The organism is Streptomyces sp. MJM8645, assembly GCF_001625365.1.
GTDB lineage: Bacteria > Actinomycetota > Actinomycetes > Streptomycetales > Streptomycetaceae > Kitasatospora.
On record NZ_LJJF01000001.1, the window covers coordinates 2,155,592 to 2,176,891 of the forward strand.

Annotated in this window: 14 protein-coding genes and 2 pseudogenes; 5 read left to right on the forward strand and 11 right to left on the reverse strand. The window is 71.3% G+C overall.

What is annotated here, in order from left to right:
- Nucleotides 1–296 precede the first annotated feature (296 nt).
- Nucleotides 297–1,262, forward strand: a complete 966-nt coding sequence (locus A6F73_RS09190; RefSeq protein WP_063347341.1) for a phosphatase PAP2 family protein — start codon at nucleotides 297–299, stop codon at nucleotides 1,260–1,262.
- Nucleotides 1,263–1,389: 127 nt separating this feature from the next.
- Here the strand turns inward: A6F73_RS09190 and A6F73_RS09195 are convergent, their stop codons facing one another.
- Complete coding sequence (locus A6F73_RS09195) at nucleotides 1,390–4,422, reverse strand: bifunctional [glutamine synthetase] adenylyltransferase/[glutamine synthetase]-adenylyl-L-tyrosine phosphorylase (RefSeq protein ID WP_063347342.1); 3,033 nt, start codon at nucleotides 4,420–4,422, stop codon at nucleotides 1,390–1,392.
- 201 nt (nucleotides 4,423–4,623) lie between these two features.
- Here A6F73_RS09195 and A6F73_RS09200 point away from each other — a divergent pair, with 201 nt between their 5' ends.
- Entirely contained in the window at nucleotides 4,624–5,823 is a 1,200-nt protein-coding gene (locus A6F73_RS09200; protein ID WP_063347343.1) for an acyltransferase, read from the forward strand.
- Here the strand turns inward: A6F73_RS09200 and A6F73_RS09205 are convergent.
- A complete protein-coding gene (locus A6F73_RS09205) occupies nucleotides 5,790–7,007 on the reverse strand; it encodes a hypothetical protein (RefSeq protein ID WP_063347344.1) in 1,218 nt (405 codons plus the stop codon). The two genes, A6F73_RS09200 and A6F73_RS09205, sit on opposite strands and share 34 nt — an antisense overlap.
- Before the next feature lie 165 nt (nucleotides 7,008–7,172).
- The gene (glnA, locus tag A6F73_RS09210) at nucleotides 7,173–8,534 is read right to left on the reverse strand and encodes a type I glutamate--ammonia ligase (protein ID WP_063347345.1); all 1,362 of its coding nucleotides are present in this window, start codon (nucleotides 8,532–8,534) and stop codon (nucleotides 7,173–7,175) included.
- Nucleotides 8,535–8,697: 163 nt separating this feature from the next.
- Between glnA and A6F73_RS09215 the strand changes: the two genes are divergently transcribed.
- Nucleotides 8,698–10,452, forward strand: a complete 1,755-nt coding sequence (locus A6F73_RS09215; RefSeq protein WP_063347346.1) for an NAD+ synthase — start codon at nucleotides 8,698–8,700, stop codon at nucleotides 10,450–10,452.
- Here the strand turns inward: A6F73_RS09215 and A6F73_RS09220 are convergent.
- From A6F73_RS09220 to A6F73_RS09240, 5 genes and pseudogenes are all read right to left on the reverse strand, one after another.
- Nucleotides 10,427–11,181: pseudogene (locus A6F73_RS09220) on the reverse strand (IS982 family transposase). The gene A6F73_RS09215 and the pseudogene A6F73_RS09220 sit on opposite strands and share 26 nt — an antisense overlap.
- 157 nt (nucleotides 11,182–11,338) lie before the next feature.
- The gene (locus A6F73_RS09225) at nucleotides 11,339–11,989 is read right to left on the reverse strand and encodes a hypothetical protein (protein ID WP_063347347.1); all 651 of its coding nucleotides are present in this window, start codon (nucleotides 11,987–11,989) and stop codon (nucleotides 11,339–11,341) included.
- Nucleotides 11,982–13,238 carry an ABC transporter permease gene (locus A6F73_RS09230; RefSeq protein ID WP_063347348.1) on the reverse strand — a complete coding sequence of 419 codons (1,257 nt, stop codon included), beginning with the start codon at nucleotides 13,236–13,238 and terminating at the stop codon, nucleotides 11,982–11,984. Before A6F73_RS09230 ends, A6F73_RS09225 begins: the two co-directional genes overlap by 8 nt.
- Nucleotides 13,238–13,924, reverse strand: a complete 687-nt coding sequence (locus A6F73_RS09235; RefSeq protein WP_063351064.1) for an ATP-binding cassette domain-containing protein — start codon at nucleotides 13,922–13,924, stop codon at nucleotides 13,238–13,240. The genes A6F73_RS09230 and A6F73_RS09235 overlap by 1 nt, the downstream gene beginning before the upstream one ends.
- A gap of 176 nt (nucleotides 13,925–14,100) precedes the next feature.
- Nucleotides 14,101–14,451 (reverse strand): hypothetical protein, encoded by a 351-nt coding sequence (locus A6F73_RS09240; protein WP_063347349.1) that lies wholly within the window; start codon nucleotides 14,449–14,451, stop codon nucleotides 14,101–14,103.
- A 995-nt stretch (nucleotides 14,452–15,446) separates the two neighbouring features.
- Here A6F73_RS09240 and A6F73_RS09245 point away from each other — a divergent pair.
- Nucleotides 15,447–16,260: pseudogene (locus A6F73_RS09245) on the forward strand (IS982 family transposase); the annotation flags it as partial.
- A gap of 22 nt (nucleotides 16,261–16,282) precedes the next feature.
- On the opposite strand, the gene A6F73_RS09250 reads toward A6F73_RS09245, so the two are convergent.
- From A6F73_RS09250 to A6F73_RS09260, 3 genes are all read right to left on the reverse strand, one after another.
- Nucleotides 16,283–17,152, reverse strand: coding sequence for an endonuclease/exonuclease/phosphatase family protein (locus tag A6F73_RS09250; RefSeq protein ID WP_244293605.1), 870 nt, complete (start codon nucleotides 17,150–17,152; stop codon nucleotides 16,283–16,285).
- Between the two features lie 439 nt (nucleotides 17,153–17,591).
- Nucleotides 17,592–18,242: a TetR/AcrR family transcriptional regulator gene (locus A6F73_RS09255; RefSeq protein ID WP_063347350.1), complete on the reverse strand. Its 651-nt coding sequence runs from the start codon at nucleotides 18,240–18,242 to the stop codon at nucleotides 17,592–17,594.
- Nucleotides 18,243–18,456: 214 nt separating this feature from the next.
- Nucleotides 18,457–20,067 (reverse strand): MFS transporter, encoded by a 1,611-nt coding sequence (locus A6F73_RS09260; RefSeq protein ID WP_063347351.1) that lies wholly within the window; start codon nucleotides 20,065–20,067, stop codon nucleotides 18,457–18,459.
- 275 nt (nucleotides 20,068–20,342) lie between these two features.
- On the opposite strand from A6F73_RS09260, the gene panB reads away from it, so the two are divergent.
- Nucleotides 20,343–21,212: a 3-methyl-2-oxobutanoate hydroxymethyltransferase gene (gene panB / locus A6F73_RS09265; RefSeq protein ID WP_063347352.1), complete on the forward strand. Its 870-nt coding sequence runs from the start codon at nucleotides 20,343–20,345 to the stop codon at nucleotides 21,210–21,212.
- Nucleotides 21,213–21,300 lie beyond the last annotated feature (88 nt).

Here is a 21,300-nt window from a genome sequence, read left to right on the forward strand (position 1 = left end):
AGGGGTGAGCGAGTTCCCTGGAAGCTAGCGGCCTGCAATATGTTTCAGCAAGATGCAGAAACGGTTTCTTTCCGGGAAACTCCAGGCCAGGACCGTTGCCGCCACCCCGATTACGCCCTTGGAGCGGTCGGCGTAACAATGGGACGCATGCCTGTCCCACCGGTAAGCACCAGACCCGACCTCACCCCCTACCCCGGTGGGAGCCTCCCCCTAGCCCTCAAGGGGGACAGCCGGTGAAGAATCCACTGCCAGGGGATGATCGGACGGCGACGGGACGTCTGGCAGACTTCTCGTCCATGGGGGAACCGACCAAGATCCAACACGGCCGCGCACAGCGGGCCGAAGCGGCGCTCGGTGACGGTTCCGGAGCACGGCCGGCCTCCTCGGGACGCCTGCCCGACGGAGCCGCCCGCGCCACCCAGTCCCGTATCGCCGCACTGCGCGGCCGCATCCGCGACCAACGGCGCTCACCGGCCCGGCCGAAGATCTGGTTCGAACTGGCCCTGATCGGGATCAGCTACTGGATCTACTCGATCATCCGCAACGCCGTCCCGGAGCAGGCCTCGATAGCCCAGAAGCACACGCGCTGGATCTGGGACCTGGAGCAGTCGCTGGGCATCGCCGTCGAGCGTTCGATCAACCACGCCGTCGACAGCGTCGGGTGGCTCATCACCGGGATGAACTACTACTACGCGACCCTGCACTTCATCGTGACCATCGGCGTGCTGGTCTGGCTCTACCGCCGCCACCCCGGCCGCTACGTCGCCGCCCGCACCGTGCTGTTCGCCACCACCGCGATCGCCCTGATCGGCTTCTACTTCTTCCCGCTGGCCCCGCCCCGGCTGATGACCGACGGCGGCTTCATCGACACCGTGAAGGTCCACGGCACCTGGGGCTCGATGGCCTCCGGGCCCGCCGCGCACGTGTCCAACCAGTACGCGGCGATGCCCTCGATGCACATCGGCTGGTCGATGTGGTGCGGGCTGGCCATCTTCTACCTGGCCCGCCGGACGTGGGTCCGGGTGCTCGGCCTGCTCTACCCGCTGGCCACCCTGACGGTGATCGTCTCGACCGCCAACCACTTCTGGATGGACGCCGTCGGCGGTGAGCTCTGCCTCGCCCTGGGCTTCCTCACCGCCCGCTGGATGTACCGCTCCTGGGTCTACAAACTGCCCCAGGTGCCCGCCCGGGAGACGGCGGAGGAGCCGATCACCGTCCCCGAGCAGTGGAGCGAACCCGCGGTGAGCAGCGCCCGCCGGTAGAGCTGCCGGACCTGGACGAACCGAAGGGGCCCCACCCGGGGCCCCTTTCGCGTGCCCGGGCCTCAGCCGCGGGCCTCGACGCCGGCCTCAGCCCCCGGGCCTCAGCCGCCGGCCTCAGCCGCCGGTCTCAGCCGCCGTAGAACAGCCGCTCCACCACCGCCCGGGCCCGCCGGGTGGTCCGCCGGTAGTCGTCCACCAGCTCGCCGCTGTGCCCGGCGCCGTACCCGAGGTAGCGGGCCACCCCTGCCAGCTCCCGGGCCTCCCCGGGGAAGCTGTCGCCGGGCCGGCCGCGCACCAGCATCACCGCCGAGCGCACCCGGGAGGCCAGCACCCAGGCCGCGTCCAGCACCTGCGCGTCCGACCGCCCGACCAGCCCGGCCCCGGCGGCGGCCGCCAGCGCGGCCCTGGTCCGGGTGGTGCGCAGGGCCGGCAGCTCGTGCCCGTGCTGGAGCTGGAACAGTTGCACCGTCCACTCCACGTCGGCCAGCCCGCCGCGGCCGATCTTGGTGTGCGTGGTCGGGTCGGCGCCGCGCGGCAGCCGCTCGGCCTCGATCCGCGCCTTGATCCGGCGGATCTCCACCAGGTCCCGCTCCGGCACCCCGACGCCCGGGTAGCGCAGCGGGTCGATCAGCTGCCGGAACCGCGCGCCCAGCTCCTCGTCCCCGGCCACCGGCTCGGCGCGCAGCAGCGCCTGGCTCTCCCAGGCGTGCGACCAGCGCCGGTAGTACGCCGCGTACGAGGCGAGGGTGCGCACCAGCGGGCCGCTGCGCCCCTCCGGCCGCAGGTCGGCGTCGACCAGCAGCGGCGGCTCGGTGGACGGCGCGCCGAGCAGGGTCCGCAGCTCGTTGCAGACCGCCTGGGCGGCCCGGGCGGCGTCCTGCTCCAGCGAGCCGAGCAGCGGCTCGTGGACGAAGAGCACGTCGGCGTCCGAGCCGTAGCCCAGCTCGTGGCCGCCGAACCGGCCCATCGCGATCACCGCGATCCGGGTCGGCAGGTCGCCGTGCTCGGCCTCCCAGCCGGCCGTGCAGGCGCGCAGCGCGCCCTGGAGGGTGGCGGCGTTCAGCGCGGTCAGCGCCTCCCCCGCGGTGTCCAGCGCCTCCGCCGGGTCCTCGCCGAGGCGGCCGAGGACGTCCGCGGCGGCGGTGCGGAACAGCTCCCGGCGGCGCACCGAGCGGGCGGCGGCGACGGCCGCGGCGGTGGATCCGGCCCGGCCGACGGCGGCCAGTATCTCCTGCTCCAGGGCGGCCCGGCCGCGCGGCGCCAGGCCCTGCGGGTCGCCCAGCATGGCGACCGCCTCGGGGGCGCGCAGCAGCAGGTCGGGGGCGAGCCGGCCGGCCGACAGCACCCGGGCCAGCTGCTCGGCGGCGGCGCTCTCGTCGCGCAGCAGCCGCAGGTACCAGGGGGTGCGGCCGAGCGCGTCGGAGACCTGGCGGAAGTTGAGCAGCCCGGCGTCCGGATCGGCCGAGTCGGCGAACCAGCCGAGCAGCACCGGCAGCAGGGTGCGCTGGATCGCGGCCTTGCGGCTCACCCCGGAGGCGAGCGCGCTGAGGTGGCGCAGCGCGGCGGCCGGGTCCGCGTAGCCCAGCGCCTCCAGTCGGGCCCGGGCCGCGTCCGGGGTCAACCCGGCCGCGCCCGGCGGCAGTTCGGCGACGGCGTCGAGCAGCGGCCGGTAGAACAGCTTCTCGTGCAGCCGCCGGACCTCCACCGCGTGCCGCTTCCACTCGCGCTGCAGCGCGGCCACCGGGTCGGAGCGGGTGTCGTCGTTGATCAGCGCGGCCAGCGAGCGGGCCAGCCGGCGCAGGTCCTCCGCGCCGGTGGGCATCAGGTGGGTGCGGCGCAGCCGGTAGAGCTGGATCCGGTGCTCCAGGGAGCGCAGGAAGCGGTAGGCGGTGTCCAGCGAGACGGCGTCCGCCCGGCCGACGTACCCGCCGCGGGAGAGCGCGGCCAGCGCCTCCAGGGTGTTGCCGCTGCGCAGCGCCGGATCGGTGCGGCCGTGCACCAGTTGGAGCAGTTGGACGGAGAACTCGACGTCGCGCAGCCCGCCGGGGCCGAGCTTGAGCTGGCGGTCCAGTTCGGTGGCGGGGATCGAGTCGATGACCCGGCGGCGCATCTGCTGCACGTCGGTGACGAAGTTGTCCCGGGCGGCGGCCTGCCAGACCATCGGGGCCAGCGCCTCCAGGTAGGCGGCGCCGAGTTCGGCGTCCCCGGCGACCGGGCGGGCCTTGAGCAGCGCCTGGAACTCCCAGGTCTTGGCCCAGCGCTGGTAGTAGGCGAGGTGGCTGGCCAGGGTGCGCACCAGCGGGCCGTTGCGGCCCTCGGGGCGCAGGTTGGCGTCCACCGGCCAGATGGTGCCCTCGCCGGTGGTGTCCGCGCAGAGCCGGGTGAGGGCGGCGGCGAGCCTGGTGGCGGCCTTGACGGCCTCGTGCTCGTCCACGCCCTCGCGCGGCTCGGCGACGAAGATGACGTCCACGTCGGAGACGTAGTTGAGTTCGCGGCCGCCGCACTTGCCCATGCCGATCACGGCGAGCCGGCAGGCCCGGGCGGCGTCCTGGTCCTGCTCGGCGGCGAGGTCCAGGGCGGTCTGCAGGGTGGCGCCGGCCAGGTCGGCGAGTTCGGCGGCGGTCTGCGCGAGGTCGGTGGTGCCGGTGAGGTCGCGGGCGGCGATGGCGAGCAGGCAGCGGCGGTAGGCGACGCGCAGCGCGTCCGCCGGGCTGCGGCCGCCCTCCCGGCCGCGCCGGACGCCCTCGGCGAGCGCGCGGCGGAAGTCCTCCGGGCCGGGGTGCATGTCGCGCAGCTCGAAGGTGACCAGCATGTGCCAGTCGTGCGGGTGCCGGGCCAGGTGGTCGGCGAGCGCGGTGGAGACGCCGAGCACGCCGAGCAGCCGGTCGCGCAGCGGCTTGGAGGTGGTGAGGGTGTCGCGCAGGGTGTGCCGTTCGGCCTGGTCGGCGGCCTCCAGCAGCCGGGCCAGGCCGAGCAGGGCGAGGTCGGGGTCGGCGGTGGCGCCGAGCGCGTCCAGCAGCACGGGGTCGTCGGCCAGGCCTTCCAGGCCGGGGCCCGCCAGCAGCCGCACCGCCTGCGCCGGGTCGGTGAACCCGCGCCTGACCAGCCTGATCTCCGGCCGGCTGACCCGGCTCCCGGCCCGCTGTTCGTCCACCGCCATGGCCCCTCCATCCGTCCGCCCCAGCAGGTTACGCGCCCTGACGGCCCGGCGCCGGACACGACCGCCGGACGGCCCGCCGCCGCGCGCCGCGCCGTCCGTCCGTGACCTCGGGCCCGCCGCGCTCGTTCTCCCCGCGCCGACCGTGCCACCCCGTCCCACCCCATCCCGTGCCACCCCGTACCGTCCCGTTCCGGAGCGCCGATGCCCAGCCGCCTGCCCTCGCTCACCGGGCTGCGCTTCTGGGCGGCCCTGCTGGTGGTGCTCTACCACCTGTCCCGCAAGGTCGGCGGGCTGCCGGTGCTCGACCCGCTCGCCTGGTACGGGCGTTCGGGGGTGACGTTCTTCTTCGTCCTGTCCGGTTTCGTCCTGGCCTGGACGTACGGCGGCTCGCCCGTCCCCGCCGGGGCGTTCGCCCGCCGCCGGTTCGCCCGGATCTGGCCGCTGCACGTGCTGAGCACCGTGCTGTCGCTGGGCGCGGACGCCGCGATCGGCACGGCGCTGCCGGTGGCGGCCACGCTCTGGTCGCTGCTGCTGGTGCATCCGTGGGCGCAGGCGACGGTGTACGGCGGCAATCCGGCGTCCTGGTCGCTGGGCGCCGAGGCCTGGTTCTACCTGCTGTTCCCGCTGCTGCTGCGGTTGCTGGCGCCGCGCCGCCGGGCCTGGCTGCCGGTGGCGGCGGTGTGCGCGGCGCTCGGCCCGGCGCTGTGGGCGGCGGGCCCGCTGCTGCCGGCCGATCCGACGGTGCGCGGCTGGCTGCTGGACTACCTGCCGCTGGCCCGTACCCCGCAGTTCGTGCTCGGGGTGGCGGTCGGGCTGGCGGTGCGGCACGGGATGGTCCCCCGGGTGCGGCTCGGCGCGGCGGCCGCGGCGGTGGCGGGCTGGCACCTGCTGCTGGCGCCCTGGCACGCGGCCGTCCCGGACGCGCTGTGGTGGGGCCCGTACAGCGCCTCCCAGCTGGTGCCGGCGGCGCTGTTCGCGGCGCTGCTGGTGGCGGCGGCCCAGCGGGACGCGGCCGGTGCGGTGCCCCGGCTGCCGGACGGACGAGGGCCGGACGGGCGGGGGCTGGCCGGACGGACGGCGGTGCGGCTCGGCGAGTGGTCCTACGCCTGGTACCTGGTGCACGAGATCGGCATCCGCTGCTGGCTCGCCGAGTTGGGCCGCCCGGCGCCCGGGGCGGCGGCGCTCGGGGTCTGGCTGCTGCTGGCCGGGGGGTCGCTGGCGGTGGCGGCGGGCCTGTACCGCTGGGTGGAGCGGCCGTGCGAGCGGCTGCTGCGCGGCTCGCCGCGCCGGCCCGGCGGGAACGCGGCGGCGCCGCTGCCGGCCCGCGCGGTGCGGGTGGGGCGGCAGCGGCGCCGGGCGGCGGCCGGTCAGGCGTCGGTGGAGCCGTCCAGGTTGACGTAGGCGTAGAAGACGCCGATGTCGTAGCCGTCCTTCTGGGTGTTGAAGGTGGCGGTGAGGTCGGTGTCCCCGTTGCGCAGGTACGGCGAGATGTCCCAGCGGTTGGAGTCGTAGCCGAAGTTGTTGCGGTTGTACGGGTTGCGGACGAACTGGTCCTCCGGGGTCAACTCCTCGATGGTGGAGTTGAAGGCGTCGTTCGGCGCGTGGTTGATGTCGGAGAACAGCGTCTCGGGCCCGTTGGTGGACTTGACCGACAGGGTGTCGCCGGTCCACTTGAGGTCGCCGTCGTAGACCACCCAGCCGAGCTTGCCGTGGAGCTGACCGCTCTGCGGCGTCTGCAGCCCTGCGAGCTTGATCTGGCGCGTCGGGCTGTCCGGCAGCTCGACCTGGAAGCCGTCCCACAGGTGGATGTGCCGCATCGGCTTGCAGTCGTTCTCGTACGCGACGACGATCGTCCAGCCGCCCCAGCTGTGCGGCTTCACCACCGAGTCCATGTTGGCGACGGTGTAGGTGCCGTTGCCGGCGTTCCTGACCAGGTCGGTGATGTCGGCGGAGGCCTGGTAGCTGCTCTCCACGTCGGTGGTGATGTAGCCGATGGACGGCTGGTCGTTGGCGATGTCCCGGTACTGCTTCTCGCCCGGGACCTTGAGGTACACCTCGTCGATCTGGTTCTCCGGCAGCACGGTGTCGCCGATGCCGCGGGTGCCGCCCCAGTACAGCCGGGCGTACTTGACCTTGGAGCCGTCGATCAGGCCGAGGTCGGCGGAGCTGGCGGAGTAGATCGGGTCACCGAGCGGGCCGATGGAGCCCGGGTCGATGTTGATGTACTTCATCTCGTACTTGTTGTTGATCGGCATGCTGCCGAGGCCCTTGCGGGCGTCCTCGCAGGGCGGCTGCTCCGGGTCGAGGGGTGCCTTGGTCTCGTCACAGGTCATCAGCGAGTTGCTGATCCTGGTGACGGAGCCGTGGAAGTCGCCCTGGAAGCGGGTGGTGAACGGCAGCGGGTTCTCGGAGATGGTCTCGGCGCGCGGGTGCGGGTTCGACGAGCCGGAGCCGGAGCCACGGGCGTCGGCGATCGGGGTGGCCAGCAGCTGGCTCGCGACGGCGGCGAGGGCGGCGCCCGCGACGACGGTCCGGCGGGCGAGCAGACGGGCCGCGGCGGCGCGGCTGACAGCGGAGGAGGGCATGGGATCCTCTCGGGACGGAACGGACGAGCACGCCCATCGGACCACAACCGTCCGTCACAGGATCTTCACATACCGCCATTGGGGAAACGATCCACCCGAGCGGACGGCCCGCTGTCATCCGATCGAACGACAGCGGGCCCGAAGGTGTTTGAGCCGCTCAGGCGCTCAGAGCACCTGGAGGTTCTTGCGCAGCTCGAACGGTGTCACCTCGGAGCGGTACTCCTCCCACTCCTGCCGCTTGTTGCGCAGGAAGAAGTCGAAGACGTGCTCACCGAGGGTCTCGGCGACGAGCTCGCTGCGCTGCATCAGGTCGATCGCCTCGCCGAGGTTCTGCGGCATCGGCTGGATCCCGAGGGCGCGGCGCTCGGAGTCGGTCAGCGCCCAGACGTCGTCGTCGGCGCCCGGCGGGAGCTCGTAACCCTCCTCGATGCCCTTGAGGCCGGCCGCGAGGGTGACGGCGTAGGCGAGGTACGGGTTGCAGCCGGTGTCCAGGGAGCGGACCTCGATCCGGGTGGAGCCCTGCTTACCGGGCTTGTACATCGGCACCCGGATCAGCGCCGAGCGGTTGTTGTGGCCCCAGCAGATGTAGGACGGGGCCTCGCCGCCGGCCCCGGCGGTGCGCTGGGAGCCGCCCCAGATCCGCTTGTAGGAGTTCACCCACTGGTTGGTGACGGCGGCGGTCTCGGCGGCGTGCTTGAGCAGGCCGGCGATGAAGGAGCGGCCGACCTTGGAGAGCTGGTACTCGGCGCCGGTCTCGTGGAAGGCGTTGCGGTCGCCCTCGAACAGCGACAGGTGGGTGTGCATGCCCGAGCCGGGGTGGTCGGAGAACGGCTTGGGCATGAAGCTGGCGTGCACGCCCTGCTCCAGCGCGACCTCCTTCATGACCAGACGGAAGGTCATGATGTTGTCGGCGGTGGACAGCGCGTCGGCGTAGCGCAGGTCGATCTCCTGCTGGCCGGGGGCGCCCTCGTGGTGGGAGAACTCCACCGAGATGCCCATCGACTCCAGCATGGTGATGGCCTGTCGACGGAAGTCGTGGCCGACCCCGCGCGGGGTGTGGTCGAAGTAACCGGACTGGTCGGCGGGGATCGGCGGGGTGCCGTCGCCGGGCAGGTTCTTCAGCAGGAAGAACTCGATCTCGGGGTGGGTGTAGAAGGTGAAGCCCTGGGCGGAGGCCTTCTCCAGGGTGCGCTTGAGCACGAACCGGGGGTCGGCGTAGGACGGCGAGCCGTCGGGCATCAGGATGTCGCAGAACATCCGGGCGGTGCCGGGGGTCTCCGAGCGCCACGGCAGGATCTGGAAGGTGGTCGGGTCCGGCTTGGCGATCATGTCGGACTCGTAGACCCGGGCGAAGCCCTCGATCGCCGAGCCGTCGAAGCCGATGCCCTCCTCGAAGGCCTGCTCCAGTTCGGCCGGAGCCACCGCGACCGACTTCAGGAACCCGAGCACGTCGGTGAACCACAGCCGGACGAACCGGATGTCACGCTCCTCAAGCGTCCGAAGCACGAACTGCTGCTGCTTGCCCATGGGGACAGTCTCACCTCTGCTCTTTACGCTCGTGTTACGCCCGGAAGACCCCCGGACGCGGCTGCCCCCATCATGGCCGATCACCGCGCGGGACGGCAGTCCGGACCCTGGTCCGACCCCCCGGACAGCACATTGCGTCAGTTCGACGATTACACTCGGGGGCATGCCCAATCTCCGTCTCGCCCTGAGCCAGATCGACCCCTGGGTCGGTGACATCGCCCGCAACAGCGATGAGGTGGTGCGCTGGACCAGGCAGGCCGTGGAGGCCGGCGCCCAGCTGGTCGCCTTCCCCGAGATGGCCCTGACCGGCTACCCCGTCGAGGACCTCGCCCTGCGCAGTTCCTTCGTCGAGGCGTCCCGGGGCGCGCTGGTCGAGCTGGCCGGGCGGCTGGCCGCCGACGGGCTGGGCGAGGTGCCGGTGGTGGTCGGCTACCTCGGACGCTCCGAGCACGCCTCGCCGAGGTTCGGCCGCCCGGCCGGCTCCCCGCAGAACTGCGCCGCCGTGCTGCACCGGGGCGAGGTGGTGACCCGCTTCGCCAAGCACCACCTGCCCAACTACGGCGTGTTCGACGAGTACCGCTGGTTCGTCCCGGGCGAGCAGCTGCCGGTGCTGCGGCTGCACGGAGTGGACGTCGCGCTGGCCATCTGCGAGGACATCTGGCAGGACGGCGGCCGGGTCACCGCGGCCCGCGAGGCCGGGGCCGGGCTGCTGCTGGTGGTCAACGGCTCGCCGTACGAGCGCAACAAGGACGACCAGCGGCTGGAGCTGGTCCGGCGCCGGGCCGCCGAGGCGGGCTGCCCACTGGCCTACGTCAACATGGTCGGCGGCCAGGACGAGCTGGTCTTCGACGGCGACTCGATCGTGGTCGGCGCGGACGGCGAGGTGCTGGCCCGCTCCCCGCAGTTCGAGGAGCACCTGCTGGTGCTGGACCTCGACCTGCCGGCCGCCGGCGACGACCACACCGACGGCCTGCTGCTGAGCGACGGGCTGCACCTCGTCCGCACCGACCTGGGCGGCGAGCCGCAGGCCGCGCCCGCGGACACCCCGGCCCCCGAGGTGGCGCCGCGGCTGTCCGACGAGGCGGAGATCTGGGCCGCGCTGGTCTCCGGCACCCGGGCGTACGTCACCAAGAACGGCTTCCGTTCGGTGCTGATCGGCCTCTCCGGCGGCATCGACTCGGCGCTGGTGGCCGCCATCGCGGTGGACGCGATCGGCGCCGAGAACGTGTACTGCGTCTCCATGCCCAGCCGCTACTCCTCGCAGCACTCCCGGGACGACGCGGCCGAGCTGGCCCGCCGGACCGGGCTGCACTACCGCACCGTCTCCATCGCCCCGATGTTCGACGCCTACCTGGGCGCGACCGAGCTGACCGGCCTGGCCGAGGAGAACCTGCAGTCCCGGCTGCGCGGCACCCTGCTGATGGCGATCTCCAACCAGGAGGGGCACATCGTGCTCGCGCCCGGCAACAAGAGCGAGTTGGCCGTCGGCTACTCGACCCTGTACGGCGACTCGGTGGGCGCGTTCGGGCCGATCAAGGACGTCTACAAGTCGCTGGTCTTCCGGCTGGCCCACTGGCGCAACGAGGAGGCCGGACGGCGCGGCGAGGTGCCGCCGATCCCGGAGAACACCATCTCCAAGCCGCCGTCCGCCGAGCTGCGGCCGGACCAGAAGGACAGCGACTCGCTGCCCGACTACGACCTGCTGGACAGCGTGCTGGCCCGCTACATCGAGGGCGACGAGGGGCGGGACGCGATCGTCGCGGCCGGCTTCGACCCGGCCGTGGTGGACCGGGTGGTCCGGCTGGTCGACACGGCCGAGTACAAGCGGCGGCAGTACCCGCCGGGCCCCAAGATCTCGGTCAAGAACTTCGGCCGGGACCGCCGCCTGCCGATCACCAACCGCTGGCGGCGGGGCTGAGGGCCCCTAGACGAGAAGTCTTGGTCAGTGGTCGGGTGATCGGGGTGCCGGTTCGGCGGTTGTGCCAGATGGCGGTGGTCAGGGCGAGGATTCGCTGGCCGACTCGGGCCAGGGCGTCGAGGTGCTTGGAGACGTAGCCCTTGTCGCCGACGATCGTCTGCCCGGGATGGGTGGCCGGGAGGTCCTGGTCGCGGGTGAGCATGTCGGCCAGCACCTCGCGTTCGTCGGCCTTGGGGTTGGCCAGTGCCCAGGCGATCGGGAGTCCGCCGGGCGTGCAGACCAGGTGCAGCCGCAGGCCCCAGAAGAACCGTGAGTGGGGGGCAGTAGCCGTAGCCGGCCCAGCCGGCCAGGTCGGAACGTTTGACGGCGGGCCGGGAACGGGCGCATTCGGCGGGTGTGGAGTCGACGACCCACACGTCGTCGTGCCACAGGTCGGTGTCCCGGGCCAGGGCACGGATGAACCGGCTGATCAGTGTGTTCGAGGCCCGCAGTCGTTTGTTGTAGCCGGACTGGCCGGGCAGGTACGGGAACTCGGCCGCCAGGTGGGCGCGGGCGAAGCGGAGCCACCGGGCCTCGGAGACGAAGCCGAGCAGGGCCTGCATCACCGCCAGCGTCAACAACTCGGCATCAGTCAGCCTCGGCGGGCGGCCCGGTCACCGAGTTCCTGCCAGAGAGTCATCGATCTTTCACGTAGAGTGCAGTCGCGAGGGCCTTGAGGTTTGTCGTCACAAACGAACCAACGAGGCCCTCGCTTCATGCACTCGGGCACTTCGGACTTACTCGTCTAGTCGTCCGGCGCGGCTCACCTCGTCGACGTCCTACACCTCTTGAAGCGGAGCCGATCTGACATCGAGGCACCAGCCGGCGCGCCAGTCCCCGGCCCTGTTCAGCCTCGGTACCGGTGTCCTCGGACTCGTCCGGCGAGTGCGGTAGTTCGCCACGAGGTCGCCGCCATCGCGCACACGGCAATCAGCATGCTTACCCCGGCCAGTGCCCAGCACGGCCAGCTTGTCGCCTCCTGCTGGGTCCAGTCCCACCAGCGATCACCGCCGTTCTCGTCCTCGGCCAGGTAGGTCAGTGGAAACAGGGTGATGACCGGCAGCACCCAGGAGAGCAACCATCCGAAGAGCCGCCCCGACAGCACAGCCAGGCCGACCCAGATAACAGCAGCGCGGGAAAGGACCACGGCCACTTCCGGAGTGGAGACGAACAGCTCCGTAACGCCGGTGAGTACGACCGTGAGTGCCGCCACCGAGCCAGTGTGGAGCAGCTCGGAACGCCTCAGCCTGCGCGATCCGGCCGCTTCCATGTCTGCCATGGCACTGTGCCGACTGCTAACAGCGATAACGGCCGATGTCAGCGGGACATAGCTGCGGAGCGGGATCGAGACCGTCCCGCTGGGGCCGCCGGATGGAAGCACCGCTACCAGCGATCCCACTACCACGCTGGTGGTGCAGGTGGCGAGGAGACCGAGGCAGACCACCTCTAGACGGTGCAGTCGCAGATATCGCCAGATCATGTCGAAGCGCTCAGCCACAGTCGGTGTTCCGAACGGTGGAAAGGCGGTCACGAACCCACTCCGTCTGCACGGACTCCGGTTGCGTGGCGACCGCAGTGACTGCGGCCCGATCCACTCCGGGGGGGCCACCGTGGACGCTCGCCGGCTGCCCGCCTCCTGTCATCCGGACGCTGAGCCAGGTCGCGAGCTCAAACGCAGCGGTGAAGTACTTCTGCGCCGCGGCTGGGGTCGCGGGCTGGCAGCCGGGCGGAACAGTCGCCGTGACGATGTTGATCGAAATGCCTTCGGCCGCTTCCCACATCGATCCCTCGTTGATGTAGAAGTCCTGGAGCTGCTGACCCGGACGCAGTCCCCGCTCGTAGAACACCGGAGGCATGACGAACAGGCCGGCGGGCAAGGCGGCAAGATTCCTGGCCATCGCATCCGCCTGGGACGTGTACTTCCGGTCCTCGGGCCACAGGCAGATACGGGGCTGGGTGTCCGAACAGGTGGCAGCCTTCGGTGGTGTCCTGGGTGACGTGAGCGGCCCGGCGGCGGCGACGGCGAAACCGGCGACCATGACGGCCACCAGTGTGCCGAGAACCTGCAGCGTCCGCATCGCCTTCTGCTTCTGTCGGAAGCCCGGGACCGAGGACCTGGATACCATCACCGCCGCGGACGCCACCGCCAGGCTGAAGAGAATCCGAAGCAAGATGGGCACGGCCTGAACGGACATGAAAGGCTCTCCGACCAGTGCGAAGAACCCGCTGTCCGCACCGAGCAGGGTGATCGCGGCCAGGCATCCCACCCCGGTCAGAACCGGCGCGAGGATCTGCGACCGCGCCCACGATCCGACCAGGTGCCCGATCGCACTACAGATGACCAGCAGGCTCAGCCCCAGCAGGAGATAGCCGGGCCACAGAAACCCCGGTCCAGCAGAGGGGGAACTCACTGCCGCCGCTACAACCGCACCGACCAGATAGACCAGGATCCCGTAGCCGAGGGTTACCGCCAACTGCACACACTCCGCTTGCCAGCGCGGACGCGCGGAAGCGCCCAGCTGGTCGATCAGCCCGTGCCTGGCAGTGCGGCCCGCCGTCCAGGCAGATACCGCTGCCAGCGCGGGCCCGAAGTAGAACGCCGGGATCTGAGCCGCGACACTCGCCTGCGGCCAAACGCCGATCCACCAACGGGCTCGGCCGAAGAGAACCGCCAGGTCCACCGCCACCAGGAACGGGAACCACCAGCGAAGCGGCGAACGACGAACTTCCAACCAGAAAACGCCCATCAGACAGCCGCCCCTCGGCCATTGAGGACGTGCATGTAGCCGCGCTCCAGCGGACTGTCCCCGACTGCCCCCGGAGCGGCCTTGCTGATCAACTCGGTGGGTGACCCACGGAAGACGAACCGGCCGTCGGCCAGGACCGCAACCACGTCGCAGATCGCAGCCACATCCTCGACCAAGTGGGTGCTGAGGATCACCGCCATGCCCTCCAGGCCGCGGATCATCTGCCGGAATTCGAGTCGCTGCGCCGGATCCAGGCCGACGGTGGGTTCGTCGAGAAGCAGCAGCTTGGGAGAGCCCACCAGGGCCGACGCGATTCCGGCGCGGCGGAGCATCCCGCCGGAGAGCGACTTCATCTTCGTCCCGGCGCGATCCGCGAGCCCGACGGCCTCGATGGCCTGCAGGGACGCCGAACGAGCCTCACGGGGCGGGACTTCTCGAAGCCAGGCGCAGTAACGTACAAAATCGTAGACCGAGTAGGCCGGGTAGTAGCCGAACTCCTGCGGCAGGTAGCCGATGTTCCGACGTGCTGCCCGCGCGGTCCGCTCGGACGTGATCTGCTGCCCGCAGATCTCCAGGGTTCCCTCAGCAGGGGGAACAATGGTCGCGAGCGTGCGGAGCAGTGTCGTCTTGCCCGCCCCGTTCGGTCCCAGGAGGCCGAGGACCCCGGCGTTGACCTGGAGGTCCATCTCCGATAGCACCCGCTTCCGACTGTATCCCTGACCCAGCCCGGATGCCTTCACTACGGCCTGCACGTGTCGCCTCTCATCGGTCCAAGCCGGGTACCGGCGTCGACGGGACGCCAGCACCCGGCCACAGGTGGCATGCAAGGTATGCCACGATCACTCAGAACCTACGTCGGAACTCAGCCGAGGTAGGAGACCGAGGAGTAGTCGATCTTCCAAGTGCAGTTCAGCTGGCCCCAGTCGGAGGCGGTGGAGCCCTGCTGGAGGCTGATGTACGCATACTTGTCGGCCTCGACGTTGCACGCGGCGAAGTTCTGGAACCTGCCGCCCAGGGTGACGTTGAAGCAGTGCGCACTGGTTCCCGTGTTACCCCACGTGGAGTAGCATCCGAGCACGGTGCTGCTCGTGCCGGACGACGCCTGCGCCGCCGGCATGAACCCAAGAAGCGCGAGCGCTGAAACGCCTACGACGGCAGCCGTCTTGGGCGCGATGGAGCGGACCCGTGCCATGGGGTTGCTGAGCTTCGCCATGTGTTTTCTTCCTTTTCCCTTGGGAGCGTGGCGAGGACGAGGCTCCGACGTTCCAGCGTCGGAGCCTCGATCTGTTTTCGGCCGCGTCAGGCATGGCCCGACTGACCGCGTGGTTGATCCTCCAGGGTTGGTGGTCGAAGCACAAAGGCTAAATGTTTACAAGGGCTTGACCGAGTAATTACAGCAAGTGACCCGTCGAGGGCATCCCTGTCCGCCTTTGCTCGGGCAAACCAAGACGCACTCGGCACCCTTGACATGACGGACCATCGGCCGTCCACACGCAGGGTGAGCGGCTTGCGGTGGAAATGGCGAGAATCTGCCCATGAGGCCGCTGGATCAAGCCATCCCACACGCTTCGCATCGGGTGGGACACCAGGGCAACGTCGTCCAGGAGATCTGTCCGCACTGCTGCCGGGTCAGGTGGTCGACGGGGGCACGAAGTTCGGCCACCGGGGTGGAACGAAGACAGGCGCGGCTTCCGGGTGATCACAAGGCATCGAGTCCTTGATCACCACGATGGAAGACCGTGCCTGCCCGCTCAACGTCGTAGGTCCCTTTCGGCCTGGGCCGGCTCACCGCTGTCCGGCCTCCCGAGCCCGAAGAACACCCGGGTCTGCTGGACTCTCTGGCAGCGGTGTCCGATCCACGCCGGGCCGGGGGCCGACGCCGTCCCCTCCACCTTGTCCTCGCGCTCGCCGCGTGCACGGTGCCGGCCGGGGCGAAGTCGCCGGCCGCGATCGAGGAGTGGCCGCCGGCGCGCCACCCACCAACACCACCGCTCTCGGCGGCCGGTTCCGCGATCCGACCGCCCCCACCCCGGCCGAAGCCACCGTCCGCCGAGTCCTGCATCGCGTCGACGCGGCTCGGCGCGCCAGACCTACGGCATGCGGTAACGGGCTAGACGAGTAAGTCCGAAGTGCCCGAGTGCATGAAGCGAGGGCCTCGTTGGTTCGTTTGTGACGACAAACCTCAAGGCCCTCGCGACTCGGTGACCGGGCCGCCCGCCGAGGCTGACTGATGCCGAGTTGTTGACGCTGGCGGTGATGCAGGCCCTGCTCGGCTTCGTCTCCGAGGCCCGGTGGCTCCGCTTCGCCCGCGCCCACCTGGCGGCCGAGTTCCCGTACCTGCCCGGCCAGTCCGGCTACAACAAACGACTGCGGGCCTCGAACACACTGATCAGCCGGTTCATCCGTGCCCTGGCCCGGGACACCGACCTGTGGCACGACGACGTGTGGGTCGTCGACTCCACACCCGCCGAATGCGCCCGTTCCCGGCCCGCCGTCAAACGCTCCGACCTGGCCGGCTGGGCCGGCTACGGCTACTGCCCCCCACTCACGGTTCTTCTGGGGCCTGCGGCTGCACCTGGTCTGCACGCCCGGCGGACTCCCGATCGCCTGGGCACTGGCCAACCCCAAGGCCGACGAACGCGAGGTGCTGGCCGACATGCTCACCCGCGACCAGGACCTCCCGGCCACCCATCCCGGGCAGACGATCGTCGGCGACAAGGGCTACGTCTCCAAGCACCTCGACGCCCTCCTGGCAGAGCTCGGCCTGACCCTGCTCAGGCCGAGCTACCGCAACCTCAAACCCCGGCCCGGCGAACACCTGCTCAAGCCGATCCGCCAGCTCATCGAGTCGGTCAACGACACCCTCAAGGTCCAGCTCGACCTCGAACGCCACGGGGCCAGGACACCCGCAGGCGTCCTGGCCCGAGTCGGCCAACGAATCCTCGCCCTGACCACCGCCATCTGGCACAACCGCCGAACCGGCACCCCGATCACCCGATCACTGATCGCCTACGACCACTGACCAAGACTTCGGACTTACTCGTCTAGCCGAACCGGTAGGTGGCGGCCACCGCGAGGTGGTCGCTGCCGTCCCGGGGCAGGGTGCGGGAGTCGACCGGCGCGAGGCCGCCCTTGCTCATGATCTGGTCGATCCGGGCCATCGGGAAGGACGCCGGCCAGCTGAAGCCGAAACCGTCCCCGGCGGCGCCCTGGGCCGAGCGCATCTGCGAGGTGACCGGCGCCAGGCTGCGGTCGTTCATGGTGCCGTTGAGATCGCCGAGCAGCAGGACCTTCTTCACCGGCTCGGCCTGGATCGCGTCGCCGAGCGCCTGCGCGCTGACGTCCCGCTGGTCGACGGTGAAGCCGCCCTCGGCCTTCAGCCGCACCGACGGCAGGTGCGCGACGTACACCGCGACCGGGCCCTGCGGGGTGGCGACCTGGGCCCGGAACGCCCTGGTCCAGCCCATCTTGAGGTCCACCGGCGAGACTCCGCTGATCGGGTACTTCGACCAGAGGCCGACCGTCCCCTCCACCTCGTGGTACGGGTACGCCTCGGCGAGCCCGCTCTCGTAGTCGCGCAGCGGCTTGCCGGCCAGTTCCTGGAGGGCGACGATCTGGGCGCCGGAGGCCACCAGGCCGCGGACGGTGCCCGGCACGTCGGGGTTGGCGGCGGCGACGTTGTGGCTGACCACCGTCCAGTCGCCGGTGCCGCCGCTCTTGTCGCTGAGCAGGCCGCCGAACAGGTTGAGCCAGATCGCGACGGGCAGCAGCAGCGCGATCAGCGCGGTGGCGGAGCGGCGCAGCAGCGCGGGGACCAGCAGCACCGGGACGGCCAGGCCGATCCAGGGCAGGAAGGTCTCCAGCAGGCTGCCGAGGTTGCCGGCGCTGTTGGGGACGTCGGCGTGGAGGGCCATCAGCAGGGCGACGAGCACGGCCAGCACCGCGACGACCAGGCCGCGCCGCCAGGTGGTGGCGCCACGGCCGTCCCGGCCCCAGTGCCGCAGGCCCAGGAATCCTCCGGGACGGCCCGCGGGGGCCGGGGCGCCCGCCTCGCCCCAGGGCCCGGCCGTGCTCCGGTCGGTCCTGTCCGCCTGCGTCATCCGTGGCTCCCGTTGTTCGTGCCGTCGCCGGTCCGGTGTCCGGCCCGTGCGGTACGGGCGGGTGCCGGACTGGTGCCGGTTTGATCGGATACCCGGCTCAGCCTATGCCGGGACAGACGCGGGGCCGTCGGAGCGGGTTCCGGCGTGGCCCGGTTTGGTGAGCCATGCCACGCCGGGCGCGGGTCGGTGCAGGTCGGCGCAGGTCGGTACGGGTACGGGACCGGGGCGCGGGGTCCGGGGCGCGGGAGCGCGTTCAGCCGCGGGAGCCGGAGGCCGCGTGCGGCGCCAGGCCTTCGAGCAGCGAGTCGACCATCCGGCGGGCCAGGTCCGGGTCCTCCAGGTCGGAGTCGTCCCAGAGGATGCTGCGGTACAGGATCGGGCCCATCAGCATGTCGCCGAGCAGCTCGACGTCGAGGTCGGTCCGCAGCACGCCCTCGTCCATGGCGCGGCGGATCAGGGCGAGCCCCGCCTCCCTGCGGGGCTTGATCACCCGGTCGCGGTACGCGCTGTACAGGTCGGGCAGGCTCTGCATCTGGCCGAGGGCGGCCTTGAGCACCCAGCGGGAGCGCTTGGCGAGGCCGCGCCGGCGCATGTAGTCGATCATCTCGATCAGGTGGTCCCGGGCGGTGCCGTCGGTCGGCGCGGGCATCGGGACTTCCAGCCGGCTGACCACGTCGACCAGCAGGGCCTCCTTGTTGGGCCAGCGCCGGTAGATGGTGGCCTTGCCGACGCCGGCCGCGGCGGCGATGCCCTCGATGGTGAGCTCGGACAGCGCGGTGCCGCCGGCCATCAGGTCCTCGACGGCGGCGAAGATGGCCTGCTCGGCGGCCTCGCTGCGCGGGCGGCCGCGGCGTACGGCGGCGCAGGGCTGTCCGGCCCCGGCGGCCGGGGTGTCCGTCTTCATCCCCGCTGTACTCCCTCGCTGTCCGCGTGGCGCACGGGCGCCGTTCCGTTTCCGATGGTGGTCCGTGGACCGGGTTCCGATGGTGGTCCGTGGACCGGGTTCCGATGGTGGTCCGTGGACCGGGCCGGGTAGCGGCCGCCGTCCTGGACCTCGGCCCTGCCGCCCGGGGGTTCACCCGGGTGACAGGGCCATTGTCGCTCAGTGCGATCGCGGGTCAGGCGTCCGCGGCCACGGCCTTGCGGCTCTGGTCGGGCTGCTCGGCGGCCTTCCCGGCCGGGCCGCCGGGGGCGGCCGACCGGCGCGGCAGCAGGAACCAGGCGATCAGCGCGCCGACCACCGTGATGCCCGCGGAGAGCGAGGCCACCACGTGCATGGCACTGACGAAGGCGTCGTCGGCCGGGCCGATCAGCGCGGCGCCCTTGGGGCCCATCCGCTCGGCGATGGCCAGGGTGGCCTCCAGCGACTCGCCGGCCTTGCCGCGCAGGTCGTCGGGCAGCTGGTTGAGCGTGTCGGCCATGCCGTCGCGGTAGACGGTGGAGAGCACCGCGCCGAGCACGGCGACGCCGAGCGAGCCGCCGACCTGGCGGAAGGTGTTGTTGACGGCCGAGCCCGCGCCGGCCTTCTCGCGGGGCAGCGAGGCCATGATCGCGACGGTGACCGGCGGCATGACGTGCGCCATTCCGGTGCCCATCAGCAGGCCGAGCACGATCAGCACCCAGATCGGCGTGTCGACGCCCAGCAGGGTGTAGCCGACGAAGCCGACCGCGATCAGCAGCATGCCGACGGCGGCGGTGGCGGCGACGCCGAAGCGGTCGACCACCAACCGGGCCCGCGGCGCGAACAGCAGCTGGGCGACGGCCAGCGGCAGCATCAGCAGGCCGGCCTGGAGCGCGCTGTAGCCGCGCACGCTCTGGATGTAGAAGACGCCGAAGAAGGAGACGCCCATCAGCGCGAAGAAGACCACGCCGACGACCACGACGGAGGCGCTGAACACCTTGTTGCGGAACCAGGTGACGTCCAGCGCGGGGAAGCGGGTGCGGCGCTCGAACCAGACGAAGGCGGCCAGCGCCAGCACGCCGATCAGCGTCGGCACCCAGGCCTCGGCGGCGGTGAAGTCGGCCAGCTCGCCGCCCTTGATGATGCCGTAGATCAGCGCGACCAGGCCGATGATCGACAGCAGCACGCCTATCGGGTCGAGCTTGCCGGGGTTCGGGTCCTTGGACTCGGGCACCAGGACGACCATCGCGATCACCGCGACGATCACGATCGGGACGTTGACCAGGAAGACCGAGCCCCACCAGAAGTGCTCGATCAGCAGGCCGCCGGTGATCGGGCCGATGGCGATGGCCAGGCCGACTGCGCCGGCCCAGATGCCGATCGCCTTGGGCTGCTCGGAGCGCTCGAACACGTTCATGATGATGGCCAGCGTGGCGGGCATCGCGAGCGCGGCGCCGACGCCCATCAGGGCGCGGTAGCCGACGAGTTCACCGGGCGAGGCGGCCAGCGCGGAGAGCAGCGAGGCGATGCCGAAGACCACCATGCCGCCGAGCAGCGCGCGCTTGCGGCCGAAGCGGTCGCCGAGCAGGCCGGAGGTGAAGAGCAGCCCGGCGAACACCAGGGTGTAGGAGTTGATCGACCACTCCAGGTCGCTCTGGCTGGCGCCGAGCCCGACCGGCGCGGGGGTCGCGATGGTCTTCATCGCGACGTTGAGGATCGAGTTGTCGAGGACGACGACGAGCAGGGCGAGCACCAGGGTGCAGAGGATCGCCCAGCGGCGGCGGTGGATGGCTTCCGGCACGCGGGGTGGCGCGGCTGCGGTGGTCATTGGTCTTCCCGTCCGTGGTGGTGTGGCACTGGCGGGCAATTCCGAGCCATGGTCGTCTCGTAACCCCCCGGCACCAGGGTAGCGGCCATTTCGATACGAGACGAATCCGTTTCGTAAAAACGCGGCAAAGCCCGCCGGCCGGCGGCCGGTGTGCCGCAGATCGCACCCGCGCGCCTGCACGCCCCTTTGCGCGCACGCCGGGGCGTGCAAGCATGGAGGTGATCCGGGGACGCCGTACGGCGCCACGAGACGACAACCCTTCAGGAGTCCGTTCGATGAACGCTTCTTCGCCTTCGCCTGCCCAGAACCAGGCGGCGACCGCCACCCTCTACGGCGGGGTCACCAACCGCCGCATCACCGTCCGCGACCTCGCCACCGCCAAACAGCGCGGCGAGAAGTGGTCGATGCTGACCGCCTACGACGCCCTCACCGCCGGGGTGTTCGACGAGGCCGGCATCCCCGTCCTGCTGGTCGGCGACTCCGCCGGCAACTGCCACCTCGGCTACGAGACCACCGTGCCGGTGACCATGGATCAGATGGTGATGCTCTCCGCCGCCGTCGTCCGCGGCACCAAGCGCGCGATGATCGTCGCCGACCTGCCGTTCGGCTCCTACCAGGAGTCCCCCGCGCAGGCCATGCGCAACGCGGCCCGGCTGATGAAGGAGGCCGGGGTCGGCGCGGTCAAGCTGGAGGGCGGGGAGCGCAGCGCCCGCTCGATCGAGCTGCTGGTCGAGGCCGGCGTCCCGGTGATGGCGCACATCGGCCTCACCCCGCAGTCCGTGCACGCCTTCGGCGGCTACCCCGTCCAGGGCCGCGGCGACGAGGCGGCGCACCAGCTGCTGCGCGACGCCAAGGCCGTCCAGCAGTCGGGCGCCTTCGCGGTCGTGCTGGAGGCGGTGCCGGCCGAGCTGGCCGCCCAGGTCACCGAGCAGCTGACCATCCCGACCGTCGGCATCGGCGGCGGGCCCGACACCGACGCCCAGGTCCTGGTCTGGACCGACATGGCCGGCATGACGGCGGGCCGGGTGCCCAAGTTCGTCAAGCAGTACGCCGACCTGCGGACCGTCCTCGGCGACGCCGCCCGCGCGTTCGCCGAGGACGTCCGCGGCGGCGCCTTCCCGGCGGCGGAGCACAGCTTCCACTGACGGCCCCCGACGGCCCCGCTCCCCCGCCCGGGGAGCGGGGCCGCTGTCGTGCCCGCTCCCCCGGTGACAGCGGTCTGACAGCGCAGCG